Raw genomic sequence first — 13,125 nt, 5'->3', positions numbered from 1 at the left:
GGAAGACATGCTTTTAATTTATAGAAATCTTTAGGGATGTATGTTTTCAGCCAATTAGTAAATCCTAACGTTCATAAGCTTGAGGGGGATTTAGGATGGAAAAAAAGCAGCCGATGTTTGAAAGTTATGAGAAGAATGTAGATTACTTGAAAGATTACTTAGGTGTCGATCAAAGTTTTGATATGATTCATTTGGATTTGTTTTATGCCAATAGAAAAATGTCCTTATTTATGGTTGATGGTTTTGTTAAAGATGAAATACTACACTATTTAATGAGGCTGCTTTCAAGATTAAACCCTGAAGAGTTAGAGACAGATCCCCTGGATAAATTGTTGAAAACATATATTTCTTACGTAGAGCTCGATAAGGTTGATGATTTAAATAAAGCAGGAGATACAGTCTTAGCTGGCCCAACAGCCCTCGTTGTAGAAGGTGTCGATGAAATTATTTTAATCGATGCTCGCACTTATCCGGTCAGAGGACCTGAAGAGCCGGATTTGGAACGTGTCGTAAGGGGCTCAAGAGACGGTTATGTTGAGACGATAGTATTTAATACAGCTTTAACGAGAAGACGTATAAGAGATCGTTCTTTACGGATGGAATATATTCAAATAGGAAGAAGATCACAAACAGATGTGTGCTTATGCTACATCAAAGATATAGCAGATGACGATCGAATCAGTCACTTACGGCGGGTACTTAATGAGATCGATACGGATGCCCTTCCTATGGCAGAGAAAACGGTGGAGGAATACATCAGCGGGCAGCACTGGAATCCGTATCCGGTTATCCGGTATACCGAGCGCCCAGATACAGCGGCCGCTCACTTATATGAAGGACATATTTTAATCATCATTGATGGTTCTCCAAGCGTGATGATTACTCCGGCAACGTTCTGGCACCATATGCAGCATGCTGAAGAGTACCGTCAGAAACCATTGGTTGGCGCATATTTGCGATGGGTAAGGTTCATCGGTTTGTTTGCCTCGTTATTTTTATTGCCTCTATATTACTTGTTTTCGATAGAGCCGGATTTACTACCGGTTAGTTTATCTTTTATCGGTCCAGAAGATACTGGTATGATTCCTTTACTATTACAATTTTTAATTGCTGAAATTGGAATAGATCTGCTGCGTATGGCGGCCATTCATACACCATCTTCATTAGCTACAGCTTTGGGTCTAGTAGCAGCCATCCTAATTGGACAGGTAGCTGTAGATGTGGGATTGTTCTCTATCGAAGTCGTCTTATACCTTTCGATTGCGGCTATTGGTACGTTCGCTACTCCTAGTTATGAAATCGGTCTGGCTGATCGAATCTCAAGAATAGCTTTGCTGCTGGTAACTGGAATGTTTGGTTTAAAAGGTTATATTATAGGAATTACCATTTGGATTCTTTACCTTGCTCATATGCAGACATTTAAAACACCTTATTTATGGCCGTTCATGCCATTTTCGCTACGTGCTTTCAGAGATATTTTCATAAGGTCTCCTATTCCTTTAAAGAACCGAAGGCCTGCTTTTCTTCATCCTAAAGACCCTGACCGTTAAACGGCAGGGTTTTAAACGTTTTCAATTATTATTTTGATTGGTATAATAGAGGAGGTGATGAAAATGAGAACAGTATATGACGTGCAACAACTATTAAAAAAATTCGGTACTTTCATTTATATCGGAGATCGATTAGCTGAGCTTGAACTTATGGAACAGGAAATTCAAGAACTTTATCAATCGCAGTGCATGACACAAGATGATTATCAAATGGCTATTCTAATTTTAAGAAGCGAAATTACAGTATTAACAGATAAACAAAAGGGGAGATTACGTAAATGAGTGAGAAGTATTGCATCGGAGCTGACGTTGGAGGGACAACGATCAAATTGGCCGTCATTTCTACTGAAGGGGAAATCGTGAAGAAATGGGAAATACCTACGGATACCAGTGAACGAGGAAAGCATATTACGAGAGACATAAACATAACTATTGATAATACATTAGAAGAATTAAACTTACATAAGTCGTCCATACTTGGAATCGGAGCTGGGGCACCGGGTTTTGTTGATTCAAGTACGGGCTACATCAACGAAGCAATAAATATCGGGTGGAAGCATTTTGATTTCGGAGTTGAATTAAAGCAGCTGACTGGTTTGAATGTTTGGGTGGATAATGACGCGAACTTGGCTGCACTAGGAGAGAATTGGTTAGGAGCTGGCCGTGGTGTTAAGAACTTGATAGCAGTGACGCTAGGGACGGGAGTAGGTGGAGGAATCATAGCAAATGGCGAAATTTTAAACGGAGCTAACGGAACAGCCGGGGAGATCGGACATGTAACCGTTAAAACGACAGGGGGAGCCCCTTGTAATTGTGGAAGGTCAGGCTGTCTTGAAACAGAGACTTCGGCCACAGCTATCGTGCGAAAAGCAAAAGAAGCTATTGTTAAAGAACCTCATTCGGCCTTGTCTTCTATTAAGGAAATCACAGCAAAAGATGTGTTTGTAACAGCTAAGCAGGGAGACATAGCAGCCCAGCAAATACTATCCGATGTTACCGAGACACTTGGGCTTGCGCTTGCCAACTTAACCGTCGCTGTAAATCCGAATAAAATAGTTTTGGGTGGAGGAGTCTCTCAAGCAGGAGATCAGCTGCTTCAACCATTAAAAGATGCATATTCAAAACACTGCCTGCCTAGAGCAGCAGAAGCTTGTGTTTTTGAACTTGCAGAATTAGGAAATGACGCAGGCGTTATCGGGGGAGCTTCTTTAGTAAAACAATATTCTAATGAGCAATGAGTCTATAATTAAAAAGCCATTCATTTGGCTTTTTTTTAATGAATTAGTGAGGAGGACACATATAATGAAAGGGTCCATTCAATGAATTTAACTTCTGTTAATGAAACTTTTGTGGTAATATATTCGTCATATTAGAGGGACTTGTTTAGTTTACAGGTCGCTTGTCAATTATTATAGAGGCAGTACCCTATTATTCATTGTAGGGTTGAGGAGGAAAACACCATGCAGTTCAACAAATTGAGCACCCCTTTATTTGTTGTTGCATCTTTTCTCTTTGGTCTAAAAACATACTTTGTTTATCGTTTTATGTTTGATATGTCCATAGAGAACTTGATGCAGGAGTTTATATTATTCGTTAACCCGCTTGCCAGCGCTTATTTAATATTTGCGATCAGCGTTTGGCTGAAACCTAAGAATCAAATGAAATACCTTCGATGGACGGCAGTTATAGGGACGATAATTATATATTTGAATTTAGTCTTTTACAGGAATTTCACTGACTTCATAACGATTCCTGTTCTATTTCAAGGGAATAATGCAGCAGATTTAGGATCCAGTCTTTTGACACTGATTCATTGGGGAGATGTTTTTCTTTTATTAGATGTCATCATTGTTTGGATTTTAAGTAAAAAAACTGACGAAATGGCCGTACGCTTTACTAAGCATGCAAAAATTGCCGCGACTGCCGTAACCTTTCTATTGCTTGCCGGCAACGTCGTACTAGCAGAAATCGAGCGTCCTATGCTGTTTGTTCGAGCTTTCGACCGAGAATATTTAGTAAAGAATATCGGTATTTACAACTATCATATCTATGACGCGACGATGCATACGAAGACTAAAGCCCAGCGTGTATTTGCTGATGACAGTCAGATCGGTGACATTGAATCGTATATGAAGAACGAAACGGGGTCAAAGGAACCGTCAGAAATGTTTGGAGCGGCAGAGGGCAAGAACGTAATTTTTGTCAGTATTGAATCCTTTCAGAATTATCTTATCGATTCTGAAATCAACGGTACGGAAACAACTCCTTTCCTCAATGATCTAAAAGAGGGACAGGAGACCATATGGTTCGAAAATTTTTATCATCAGACGGCACAAGGCAAAACTTCTGACTCGGAGTTTATCGTAGAGAATTCTCTCTATCCCCTTGATCGTGGCTCAGTCTACTTCACCCATGCACAAAATGATTATCATGCACTGCCGGAGATGCTCAATAAAAGTGATTATGAAACAAGCGTATTTCATGCTAACAACAAAAGCTTCTGGAATCGTGATGTCATGTACGACAATATTGCGTACGATGAGTTTTACGGAGACGAATCCTATGAGGAAACACCAGAGAATTCATTTGGCTGGGGTCTTGAAGATAAAGCGTTTTTCGAACAATCGATACCTTATCTAAAAGAGCAGGACCAGCCATTTTACAGTAAATTTATTACGTTAACTCACCACTTCCCGTTTGAGTTACCCGAAGATAAAGCGAATATAGATAAATACGACTCGGGTTCAACAACCTTGAACGATTCCTTCCAGACCGCACGATATACTGATGAGGCGGTAGCAGAATTTTTTGAGGAGTTGAAAGAAGCTGGTTTATACGAGGATTCGATTATAGTCCTCATGGGCGACCATTACGGGATTAGTGAATTTCATAATAAAGCAATGGGCGAATTTATCGGTAAAGAGATTGATGGATATGAGCATATCCAACAGCAGAGAGTACCTTTTATGATCCATATTCCAGGATATGAAGATGGTGGTGTACGGGATGAGGTTGTAGGTCAGATAGATGTCAAACCGACCTTACTCAATTTATTAGGTATCGAGGATAAGAATGATTTAACCTTTGGAACAGATATGTTCGCAGACGAGAGAAAAGGATTTATCGCAATGCGTGATGGCAGTTTTGTCAGCGATGATCACATCTTTACGGATGGCATCTGTTATGACAGGGAGTCCGGAGAAGAAGTTGATCCAGAGGAAGAAGCTTGTGCTCCCGTTAGGGAGAAGGTAGATAAAGAATTACAATACTCGGATGATATTATATATGGTGATCTATTCCGCTTTTATGATTTTGATTAACATAGGGTCGTGATGATTTAAAATCATTGCGGCTTTTCTGCGTTATATCCTTTGTAGAAGGGGTATGTATAAGAATGTTCTGTTCCGTGCAGGATGCAGATAATAGTAAAGGTGGGATAATTATGTTCAGGTTTGAACAAGTATCAAGATACCCTTTAAAAAAGATGGATTTTCAAATTGAAAAAAAGGAGAAAGTTATATTATTTGGCCCGTCTGGCTCAGGGAAAAGCACATTATTATTTTTATTCAACCGATTACATAATCCAACGGAGGGAACGATTTATTTTGAAGGTCAGAATGTAAAAGAGTATCCTTTCACAGAATTGAGAAAACGTGTAGGTCTCGTTTTGCAAGAACCAAACCTCTTTCCAGGTACAGTATTGGATAATATTAAATACGGCCCTTCATTATTTGGAGAATGGAAAGAGGAGGATGGTGAGCTGTTAATGGGTTACGTTCAACTCCCTTCTACTTACTTAAATCGTGATGTGGAACAACTCTCAGGAGGAGAAAAACAGCGGGTGTCTTTAGCGAGAACGCTGGCTAACCAACCTGAAGTACTTCTGTTGGATGAACCGACGAGCGCCCTCGACTATCGCACAGCAGAGGATATAGAAGAAGTTCTTGAACAATTAATCAACCAGCATGAATTGACGATGATTATGGTAACGCATGATATGAGGCAGGCGAGGAGATTAGGTAACCGGGGTTTGTTCATTACTGAAGGTAAAGTGATGGAAGATGGGAAACTGCCCGATATGTTGGATTCTCCAGCTTCCCAGGAATTAAAAGAATTTTTAGAAGAATAAGGACGTGAATCGTAATGGAGCCGGAAATATCCAATCAATCCCTTTTGTTTTTAGTGGTGTTTGTACTGATCCCACTTTCTTTATCCTATTTTTATCAACTTGGACTAAATAAAAATATTATATGGTCTTCTCTAAGAGGAACGGTTCAATTGTTTGCAATAGGCTATTTATTAACGTATTTATTTGAACTTCCTGCCATGATAGGCATACCATTTATGATTAGCATTATGTTGACTGTTGCTGCATTTCACGCAAGGAAAAAAGGAATGGGGCTGCCTAACGTTTTATTATATATTTTTATTGGGCTGCTTGTTATTGAAGTCAGTGTTCTCAGTCTTTGGCTGATATTCGATATGGTTGCGTTCACACCTTCAGAAGTGATCCCAATGAGCGGCATGGTAATAGGTAATAGTATGGTCGCTATGGGGTTAGCTTTGGAGCGTATGAAGAATGAATTCAAGGAGAATAACGGCCGGCTTTTAGCAGCGTTATCTTTAGGGGCAAAGCCTAGCACTGCTTCTAAATTGATTGTACAAAAGACTCTGAATGCCGCTCTCATCCCAAATGTAGACCAGTTGAAAACGATAGGCCTCGTCCAGCTTCCAGGAATGATGACGGGGTTAATTCTTGGCGGTGTGGCTCCTGTTACCGCCATAAAGTATCAGCTTGTTATTTCAATAAGTATTTTTTCCTCTGTATCATTGAGCGCAATGTTCATTACCTTAGCGATGTACCGCTACTTCTTTAATGAACAGGGCCAGCTTGTGGATTCTGAAGAAGAAATACGTTCTGAAGCATAAAAAAACCTCTGCAATATAAGCAGAGGGGTGCAGCGAGTTATATTTCAACCAAATAGATTTGCGTAAATGGTCATAATCGAAAACCAGCCGAACATTAACGCAGATACTCCGGCAAAAAGTACAGCGAAAAAGTTTTTTGTTTTGATTTCTCGAAACACTGCAAATACACATAAGATTGTTACCAATAAAAGAAGAACAGCTGTTACCATAATAAGCCCTCCAATATCAATTTACTTTATTATCACCCGGTCATGCTGGATGTTATACTATATGTAGATTCATTCATTCCACATTTATTTTATAGTATAAAGGTGTATTTGTCGAGTTATTCCAGATTTTTTAATTTATGATATTGAGGTGTTTTTTATGTTGAAAATAGCTAGACTTCCTCTGGGACCTATGGGGACGAATTCATATGTAATCACTGAAAATAAACAAGCTTTGGTGATTGATCCAGGTGGTGATTTTCAAAAGCTGGATCATCTTATAAAAGAGAAGGGTGTAAAAGTCATTGCGATACTGCTGACTCATGCACATTTTGATCATATTGGAGCGGTAGAACAGGCAAGAATTGAATATGAGGTGCCAGTATATTTACATGAAGAAGAAAAAGACTGGCTTACTGACAGCCGACTAAATGGTTCTGCCCTATTTCAACTTGGTGAAATAACTGCAAAGCCAGCTGATTATTTTCTAGAGCCAGGACAAATGGAAATTGGTCCCTTCCAATTTGAAGTGCGTCATACTCCGGGACATTCTCCTGGGAGTGTATCCTTCGTTTTCCGTAACCAGCGATTTACGGTAGCAGGGGATACGTTATTCCAAAGAGGAATCGGACGTACTGACCTTCCAGGTGGGGATGGTGACTTGCTTTTGGACAGCATCACTACTCAACTATTCAGTTTAAGGAATGATATGAGAATCTACCCAGGCCATGGCTTACCTACGACTGTAGAAGAAGAACGGAAGAATAATCCGTTTTTCATTTAATCGATAAATAAAATAATGGAGTACAAAAAACCTGTTATCCCAAATTTAGGATAACAGGTTTTTTTTAGTGACTTCCGAAAGAAGGCACCAGAATAAAAGATGAATAATAAGTAAATCCAATCATAAACACTGTCAAGTATGAGAAAAATATGTATACGTACATACGTTCTGACAGCTTGAGGTAGCCAATTGCAAGGAAAAAGGCTGTTTGAGCAAGAGATAAAAATGCTGCTTCCATCATATCGCCAGCGTAGAACATAACAGCGAAAATCCCCGTCCAGAACGCCAATACACGAAACATGCGATCCATGCTGCTTCCCCTCCTTTTCTCATCATCGTAACGCTATCATTATTATTATAAACGACCCATTACTGAAAGTAAATAAAGCACCTGCACTTCTTACATATACTCTTTCCTTTTTGGTTTATGATTAAACAACAGAATAATTGTTAAATAAAGGAAGTTAAATACCATTAAATAGAAAGGTTTGTCGAATTTTCAGTATAATTTAAATAAATAATTGAAAAATAGGTTTATTTAATTGTACAAAGGCTATACATAGATTATACAATATTGTAAAATTAATAAAAAAGGGGAGCGATGAAGATGGACGCTTTAAAATTTTACAGCTATCCAAGCTGCACATCATGTCGCCGTACGAAAGCCTGGTTAACGAGTCAAGGGGTTGAATTCAGTGAACAGCATTTATTCAGGGAAACACCGGACGTTAACGAGCTGAGACAAATTTTGTCCCTGACTACGAATGGTATCGATGAGATTTTGGCTAAAAGAAGTAAGGAATTCAAAGCATTGAACATAGATGTAGAAGAATTAACAGTGAATGAATTTCTAAATTTAGTAATAGAAAAACCTAAATTGCTAAGACGCCCGATTTTGACGAATGGCGATAAACTAGTTGTTGGGTACAATGTTGAAGGATTACGTGGTATCACTGATAGCAAGTCGGAATATCAACAACAAATTTCATAAACTGTAAACCGATGCATCAGTGAGCATCGGTTTTTTTATGGGAAATATAAGTTTTAGATATTTCCTTTTTTGCACCTGATTCCAGCCTAAGGTCCCATGTACAATCAAAAGTGGTTTCATCAACGGATTTACACTCTACTTCAGAATAGCCGATTGGAAGGTGAAAATTGTTATTTTCAGTAAAGCTTTGTTCAGAGTCTTTCAGCAAATGGTATTCACTATAATGGAATAAGCTTTGAAGCTGATTATAATTTTTGGACGAATCGGTGGAAATTATCTGGTTTTCATATTGAAGGACTGTAGTCATTACGATGAAAAATAGAATAGCTGAAATTGATAATGCCCAAGGGAAAATAAAACCTTTGTCATTGAAAGCCTGTTTGAACCGGGACTCTCTTATTATAACCCTCTCCATTCTTATCAGTGATTGAGACGTTCAATATATTGTTCTCGATTTCCACAGAAAAGTCATCGATGTCATTGATTAATAGTTCATGTCCTTGGTAGTCCACTCTTCTTCTTACATCTCTTCCGTATTTAGAAATTGAAATTTCCCTTTGATTGCTGTCTACAATATGGAGATTCTCATTTATAACTCTTACAGATATCGCAGTGTTGATTTCCTCTTCAATAAATGTGAAAAATTGCAATACAGATAGTTCTTGTGAATAGGAAGGACTCTCAAGCAATTTCAATAAAGGCATAGTGAAAATTAACAATATAGTGATGAGTGTAGCACTAATAATAGTTTCAGCTAGTGTGAACCCGCTGTCACTAACGTGGTGAGTACAGACATACCTCTTTTTTGTCATTTCTAAAGTCCCTCCAAGACGTGCAGCCTTCAATGTAATCGATGTAATATTCAAAGTTCATAGTAAAGTTACCTTCCGTTATAATTAGACCTTCGGAAGCGGGATGGGTATCCTTTTGAAATATCAGTTCGTTGTGCAACATTAAAACAGCCTTTCTTTCTAGAGATAAATTATACTGCTCCACCCTCAATTGACTAAGCTGAGGGAGGAGAGCTGCAGCTATAATCATGAGGACAGCAAAAGCAGAGATCACTTCCATTAAAGTAAATCCTTTATTGTTCAACAATTTTCACCCTGCTTTTTCCAAAGGGAAATGTTATTTTCAGCTCTTTACGAGGTGTAGTTATTTTCATTGTACCTGGGTTATACAAAGTTCCAGTAGAATTAAAGCGAATAGGGGTAGTCAGGCTTAGTAGCTGTATAGACCAATTGTCAGGAAAGTACCGTTCAAAGATAGTTTCTCTATTCCGGGAATCATAAAGGTAGTAATGATTAGAGGAAGAATTGATCATGAGCCAGTAATTTGGGTGGTTTTGGATCGTGAGTTGTTGGGCAAGAAGAAGATCATTTTCAAATTGTTCTATAATATATCTCTTTTTGACTTCTTCTGCGAGGGAGCTTTGAAGAGGGAAAAATAATAGGAGCAGACATGAAATAGCGGTTAACACCACAATCATCTCACTCAGTGTATATCCTTTTTGATTATCCATCATTTACTCTGCTGTTACCTGACCATTAGAATAAGTTAATACTTCTCCGCTCGGACATGTACTTTGTTTAAGATATTCGCCATCTACCAGGGTTGAGATACTCTCGGGATATTCATCATTCTCAATATAATAAGCTTCCACCTGGGCTTCTGCAGTCATAATAAGAGCTTCACAGCCTTTTGAGCGGACAGAGTCGGTGTTCTTTGTCAGGTTGGGAATGGTTATAATTAGTAATACGGAAATAATCAGAAGTACGATAAGCATTTCAATAAGTGTAAATCCTTTTTGGTTCATAATAATTCCTCCTTAAATTTGGTCCATCCATTGATAGAGAGGGAGCATGATGGAAGCGTAGATTAAGATGACAACGCAGGCGACTCCTATAAAGAAGATAGGCTGAATGAGCTGAACGATCTTTGTCAGTTTTTCTTTGAGCTGATCGATTAACAGTTCAGAAAGGACGTTTAATTCTTCACCGAGTGCTCTCAAATCATTTGTATGGTGAAAAATCGAGGTAAGTTCGGATCTTAATAATGTGCATTCATTTAAGGAAGAAGCCAGCGACTGGCCATCACTGAGGTGGGATAACATTCTTTTTCCATAATAGGAGAGAAAAGGGTAGCGTGATTGTTCACTGATAAGGGTCAAAGCGTTTTTTAAGGGAAGGCCGGCAGCAAGTAATGAACTTAAATGAGTAGAGAATAAAAAGGTGAGAGAAAACATTTTATAGTGTTTGAGCAGCGGGATTTTTTCATATAAAGTTAACATCTGCTGAAGCGTGATTTTATGCTTTACTGAATAGAAAACGAGGAATGTTAAAGCTAGAATGAGGAGTAATAGACCTGATATTGTAATCAAAATATCTACCCCATTTAATATCATCAAACTGAAAGGTTTTGTATCTCCATCAGCGAATAAAGTCTGGAAGCTTGGTATGATTGTTTGTTTAATGACACTGAAGGCAACGATTACGAAGATCAGGAGAAGAAGTGGATATCTCATGGCTTCTTTAAACTTCCTAGTATATTCGTATTGTAATTCTAATAAGTCTGCACATTGCTTGAACATAGTAGGAAGATCATGATGAATTCTAGCGAAGTATAAAAAGGAGACGATCTGCTTAGAAAAATGAGCCTTGTCAAAGGCGATATCAAGAGGGTTTCCAGTCTTCAATTGTTGTGTGATGATTACAGTAACTTCTTCGAATTCCGGATCCCAGCTTATCATCTTAAGAGTATCGAGCAGAGGGAAACCTTTGCCTAATAATTTTCTGACTCGATGAAGAAAGAGGATTTGTTTTTTGATAGGGATCATGCTACGTTTTGTAGATATCCATTCTTTAATTCTCAGTGAAGCCGAGAGCATAGGCTTTCCTCCTTAATGAACTGAAGGTGGAAAAGGAGGGGTCCTGCTCGGGAGAAATATCTTTGATGGCCCGCTGCAATGATTCTTCGTATAGCAGTTCAAGAATTGCGGCCCTGCTGGAAAAGTTCCGATGTTCAGCTAGAGGTATCAATTGCTGAGCAGCAATGGCTATTAATGTTTGTTCTAATTCTACTGTCTTTATGTCCATCTCTTTTAGTCGATGGATCGTCCCAAAAGCATCTTTTGCGTGGATAGTACTGATTACGAGGTGTCCGCTCAATGCTGCTCTAAAGGCAAACTGGGCCGTTTGTTTATCACGTATTTCCCCAACCATTAACAAGTCAGGGTCATGACGAAGCGCTGCCTTGAGACCAGTATCGTAAGTGATTCCGGCTCGTTCGTTCATTTGGACTTGGATCATATTGTTTAAATTCTTTTCAATAGGGTCTTCAAGAGTGATGGCTTGATAGGAGTGTTCATTTGTCAGTGTCTGAAGCAGAGCATAAAGCGTAGTGGTTTTTCCGCTGCCAGTAGCTCCCGTGAAAAGGATCATCCCTGTTTTATGGGAAAGCCATTGTTTTAAAGTGTTCAGCTGATGGGGAAATAGAAAAAGTCTATTCAGTTTTAAATGCTCGTCGGAAGATAAAATACGGATGGCAAGGCTTTCGTTTCCTAAAGTAGGGAGGGTTGATAGTCTAAGATTGTAAAGGGATTGTTGACTCCGATGCTCCAGAGATCCATTTTGGGGTTTTGAAACTTCGCCAATGTCCATACCGGAAGTGAATTTCAGATAAGCTAGTAATTTTCGGTAAAGAGGGTTAGGAAGGGAAGAATGGAAAACTCTTTGTCCGTGGATTCGGAAGTGGATGGTCGTAGATTCTAAAAATGGAGAGAAGTGGATGTCTGAAGCGGTTTGTTGAGTGGCTGAAATAAGTAGTTCTCTTGCATATCCTGCGATTTGAGTCACTTTCATTATCACCTCATTTTAATTTTCTAATATATCTTATTCGACACAAACTTTTATAATCCTGCTTTTTAATAAATTATTCCATGGAGGAGATAATATGATATTTCTCATAGGTTATATGGGTAGTGGAAAATCAACGGTTGCTAAACAGCTGAGTGAATCTATAGGTTTTGGGTACATAGAAATGGATGGTGAAATTGAAAAAAGAGAGGGCCGGTCGATTCCGCAGATTTTTGAAGAAGATGGTGAGAAGAAATTCCGTCAACTAGAAACGTCTTTATTACAATCTTTATCCGGTCAAATTATTGTCTCTACAGGGGGAGGGGTTATATTATCGGAAGAAAATCAAAAGCTCCTCACCAGATCCACTGTTGTATTTTTGGATGCTTCATTTGAAACGATCAACAAACGTTTAGCAGACGATGAAGATCGTCCTCTATGGGGGGCGAACATTGAAGAAAATAAGAGGCGATATGAAACTCGTCTGCCGATTTATAAAGAACTTGCTACACTTGTCGTTTCGGTAGATGATAAGAATCCTTCGACCATCGCAGATGAAATTGTTTCCCGTCTAAAACTTTGACCTTGCGGGCATAATAATAATAGTCTAAGCGAGGGCAGGGATGACGTATGAAAAAGAGTGAGTACGCTCAATATCTCACGGAAGAAATGATGAAACACATGCATATGACGAAGGAAGAAAAGCTGGAAAAGAAACACTCCAAACCTTCTAAGAAAAGTTCCTCTTATTGGTTCGGAGTGGTTCCTTTTGCTTTAAGGATGCTAAGGAAGAAGCGGAAGAAATGAATTC

18 protein-coding genes are annotated in these 13,125 nt (G+C 38.8%); 10 read left to right on the top strand and 8 right to left on the bottom strand.

What is annotated here, in order from left to right; translation table 11 throughout:
• Window positions 1-95 precede the first annotated feature (95 nt).
• The 6 genes from O2Q26_RS02735 to O2Q26_RS02710 all read left to right on the top strand — a co-directional run bounded on the left by O2Q26_RS02735 (window position 96) and on the right by O2Q26_RS02710 (window position 6,479).
• Window positions 96-1,550 carry a spore germination protein gene (locus tag O2Q26_RS02735; RefSeq protein WP_289214457.1) on the top strand — a complete coding sequence of 485 codons (1,455 nt, stop codon included), beginning with the start codon at window positions 96-98 and terminating at the stop codon, window positions 1,548-1,550.
• Window positions 1,551-1,613: 63 nt separating this feature from the next.
• Window positions 1,614-1,832 (top strand): YqgQ family protein, encoded by a 219-nt coding sequence (locus O2Q26_RS02730; protein WP_289214456.1) that lies wholly within the window; start codon window positions 1,614-1,616, stop codon window positions 1,830-1,832.
• Entirely contained in the window at window positions 1,829-2,788 is a 960-nt protein-coding gene (locus O2Q26_RS02725) for an ROK family glucokinase (RefSeq protein WP_289214455.1), read from the top strand. The genes O2Q26_RS02730 and O2Q26_RS02725 overlap by 4 nt, the downstream gene beginning before the upstream one ends.
• 222 nt (window positions 2,789-3,010) lie before the next feature.
• Complete coding sequence (locus O2Q26_RS02720) at window positions 3,011-4,870, top strand: LTA synthase family protein (protein ID WP_289214454.1); 1,860 nt, start codon at window positions 3,011-3,013, stop codon at window positions 4,868-4,870.
• 122 nt (window positions 4,871-4,992) lie between these two features.
• A complete protein-coding gene (locus O2Q26_RS02715; RefSeq protein WP_289214453.1) occupies window positions 4,993-5,679 on the top strand; it encodes an ABC transporter ATP-binding protein in 687 nt (228 codons plus the stop codon).
• Between the two features lie 14 nt (window positions 5,680-5,693).
• Window positions 5,694-6,479: an ABC transporter permease gene (locus O2Q26_RS02710; RefSeq protein WP_289214452.1), complete on the top strand. Its 786-nt coding sequence runs from the start codon at window positions 5,694-5,696 to the stop codon at window positions 6,477-6,479.
• 44 nt (window positions 6,480-6,523) lie between these two features.
• On the opposite strand, the gene O2Q26_RS02705 is transcribed toward O2Q26_RS02710, so the two are convergent.
• Window positions 6,524-6,688 carry a DUF2759 family protein gene (locus tag O2Q26_RS02705; RefSeq protein ID WP_253934296.1) on the bottom strand — a complete coding sequence of 55 codons (165 nt, stop codon included), beginning with the start codon at window positions 6,686-6,688 and terminating at the stop codon, window positions 6,524-6,526.
• 157 nt (window positions 6,689-6,845) lie between these two features.
• On the opposite strand from O2Q26_RS02705, the gene O2Q26_RS02700 reads away from it, so the two are divergent.
• Entirely contained in the window at window positions 6,846-7,469 is a 624-nt protein-coding gene (locus O2Q26_RS02700; RefSeq protein WP_289214451.1) for an MBL fold metallo-hydrolase, read from the top strand.
• Between the two features lie 64 nt (window positions 7,470-7,533).
• On the opposite strand, the gene O2Q26_RS02695 is transcribed toward O2Q26_RS02700, so the two are convergent.
• Window positions 7,534-7,779, bottom strand: a complete 246-nt coding sequence (locus O2Q26_RS02695) for a DUF2626 domain-containing protein (protein ID WP_253934294.1) — start codon at window positions 7,777-7,779, stop codon at window positions 7,534-7,536.
• Window positions 7,780-8,076: 297 nt separating this feature from the next.
• Between O2Q26_RS02695 and O2Q26_RS02690 the strand changes: the two genes are divergently transcribed.
• Window positions 8,077-8,460: a Spx/MgsR family RNA polymerase-binding regulatory protein gene (locus tag O2Q26_RS02690; protein WP_289214450.1), complete on the top strand. Its 384-nt coding sequence runs from the start codon at window positions 8,077-8,079 to the stop codon at window positions 8,458-8,460.
• Between the two features lie 365 nt (window positions 8,461-8,825).
• Here O2Q26_RS02690 and O2Q26_RS02685 read toward each other — a convergent pair whose 3' ends face one another.
• The 6 genes from O2Q26_RS02685 to comGA are packed head-to-tail and all read right to left on the bottom strand — an operon-like array spanning window position 8,826 to window position 12,320.
• On the bottom strand, window positions 8,826-9,272 hold the full coding sequence (locus O2Q26_RS02685) for a competence type IV pilus minor pilin ComGF (RefSeq protein ID WP_289214449.1): 447 nt from the start codon (window positions 9,270-9,272) through the stop codon (window positions 8,826-8,828).
• Window positions 9,235-9,558: a prepilin-type N-terminal cleavage/methylation domain-containing protein gene (locus O2Q26_RS02680; protein WP_289214448.1), complete on the bottom strand. Its 324-nt coding sequence runs from the start codon at window positions 9,556-9,558 to the stop codon at window positions 9,235-9,237. The genes O2Q26_RS02685 and O2Q26_RS02680 overlap by 38 nt, the downstream gene beginning before the upstream one ends.
• Complete coding sequence (gene comGD / locus O2Q26_RS02675; RefSeq protein WP_289214447.1) at window positions 9,545-9,982, bottom strand: competence type IV pilus minor pilin ComGD; 438 nt, start codon at window positions 9,980-9,982, stop codon at window positions 9,545-9,547. The genes O2Q26_RS02680 and comGD overlap by 14 nt, the downstream gene beginning before the upstream one ends.
• 3 nt (window positions 9,983-9,985) lie before the next feature.
• Window positions 9,986-10,276 (bottom strand): competence type IV pilus major pilin ComGC, encoded by a 291-nt coding sequence (comGC, locus tag O2Q26_RS02670; RefSeq protein ID WP_289214446.1) that lies wholly within the window; start codon window positions 10,274-10,276, stop codon window positions 9,986-9,988.
• Between the two features lie 12 nt (window positions 10,277-10,288).
• A complete protein-coding gene (gene comGB, locus O2Q26_RS02665; RefSeq protein ID WP_289214445.1) occupies window positions 10,289-11,347 on the bottom strand; it encodes a competence type IV pilus assembly protein ComGB in 1,059 nt (352 codons plus the stop codon).
• Window positions 11,322-12,320: a competence type IV pilus ATPase ComGA gene (gene comGA, locus O2Q26_RS02660; protein WP_289214444.1), complete on the bottom strand. Its 999-nt coding sequence runs from the start codon at window positions 12,318-12,320 to the stop codon at window positions 11,322-11,324. The genes comGB and comGA overlap by 26 nt, the downstream gene beginning before the upstream one ends.
• A 91-nt stretch (window positions 12,321-12,411) precedes the next feature.
• Here comGA and O2Q26_RS02655 point away from each other — a divergent pair, with 91 nt between their 5' ends.
• Together O2Q26_RS02655 and O2Q26_RS02650 are read left to right on the top strand one after the other, a co-directional pair.
• A complete protein-coding gene (locus tag O2Q26_RS02655; protein ID WP_289214443.1) occupies window positions 12,412-12,897 on the top strand; it encodes a shikimate kinase in 486 nt (161 codons plus the stop codon).
• 47 nt (window positions 12,898-12,944) lie between these two features.
• The gene (locus O2Q26_RS02650) at window positions 12,945-13,121 is read left to right on the top strand and encodes a YqzE family protein (protein WP_289214442.1); all 177 of its coding nucleotides are present in this window, start codon (window positions 12,945-12,947) and stop codon (window positions 13,119-13,121) included.
• Window positions 13,122-13,125 lie beyond the last annotated feature (4 nt).

This window comes from Halobacillus campisalis, assembly GCF_030345335.1.
Classification (GTDB): domain Bacteria; phylum Bacillota; class Bacilli; order Bacillales; family Halobacillaceae; genus Halobacillus_A; species Halobacillus_A campisalis.
Note: the sequence above shows the minus strand (reverse complement) of the source record. Positions and strands in the feature narration are given on the sequence as shown.

What these genes read in the sequence shown, in the direction of transcription:
- O2Q26_RS02690 (WP_289214450.1), top strand. Translation starts at nt 8,077, where the DNA reads ATGGACGCTTTAAAATTTTACAGCTATCCAAGCTGCACATCATGTCGC.
- O2Q26_RS02720 (WP_289214454.1), top strand. Translation starts at nt 3,011, where the DNA reads ATGCAGTTCAACAAATTGAGCACCCCTTTATTTGTTGTTGCATCTTTT.
- comGA (WP_289214444.1), bottom strand. Translation starts at nt 12,320, where the DNA reads ATGAAAGTGACTCAAATCGCAGGATATGCAAGAGAACTACTTATTTCA.
- O2Q26_RS02695 (WP_253934294.1), bottom strand. Translation starts at nt 7,779, where the DNA reads ATGGATCGCATGTTTCGTGTATTGGCGTTCTGGACGGGGATTTTCGCT.
- O2Q26_RS02735 (WP_289214457.1), top strand. Translation starts at nt 96, where the DNA reads ATGGAAAAAAAGCAGCCGATGTTTGAAAGTTATGAGAAGAATGTAGAT.
- O2Q26_RS02700 (WP_289214451.1), top strand. Translation starts at nt 6,846, where the DNA reads ATGTTGAAAATAGCTAGACTTCCTCTGGGACCTATGGGGACGAATTCA.
- O2Q26_RS02715 (WP_289214453.1), top strand. Translation starts at nt 4,993, where the DNA reads ATGTTCAGGTTTGAACAAGTATCAAGATACCCTTTAAAAAAGATGGAT.
- O2Q26_RS02730 (WP_289214456.1), top strand. Translation starts at nt 1,614, where the DNA reads ATGAGAACAGTATATGACGTGCAACAACTATTAAAAAAATTCGGTACT.
- O2Q26_RS02685 (WP_289214449.1), bottom strand. Translation starts at nt 9,272, where the DNA reads ATGACAAAAAAGAGGTATGTCTGTACTCACCACGTTAGTGACAGCGGG.
- O2Q26_RS02650 (WP_289214442.1), top strand. Translation starts at nt 12,945, where the DNA reads ATGAAAAAGAGTGAGTACGCTCAATATCTCACGGAAGAAATGATGAAA.
- comGD (WP_289214447.1), bottom strand. Translation starts at nt 9,982, where the DNA reads ATGGATAATCAAAAAGGATATACACTGAGTGAGATGATTGTGGTGTTA.
- O2Q26_RS02655 (WP_289214443.1), top strand. Translation starts at nt 12,412, where the DNA reads ATGATATTTCTCATAGGTTATATGGGTAGTGGAAAATCAACGGTTGCT.
- O2Q26_RS02710 (WP_289214452.1), top strand. Translation starts at nt 5,694, where the DNA reads ATGGAGCCGGAAATATCCAATCAATCCCTTTTGTTTTTAGTGGTGTTT.
- O2Q26_RS02725 (WP_289214455.1), top strand. Translation starts at nt 1,829, where the DNA reads ATGAGTGAGAAGTATTGCATCGGAGCTGACGTTGGAGGGACAACGATC.
- comGC (WP_289214446.1), bottom strand. Translation starts at nt 10,276, where the DNA reads ATGAACCAAAAAGGATTTACACTTATTGAAATGCTTATCGTACTTCTG.
- comGB (WP_289214445.1), bottom strand. Translation starts at nt 11,347, where the DNA reads ATGCTCTCGGCTTCACTGAGAATTAAAGAATGGATATCTACAAAACGT.
- O2Q26_RS02705 (WP_253934296.1), bottom strand. Translation starts at nt 6,688, where the DNA reads ATGGTAACAGCTGTTCTTCTTTTATTGGTAACAATCTTATGTGTATTT.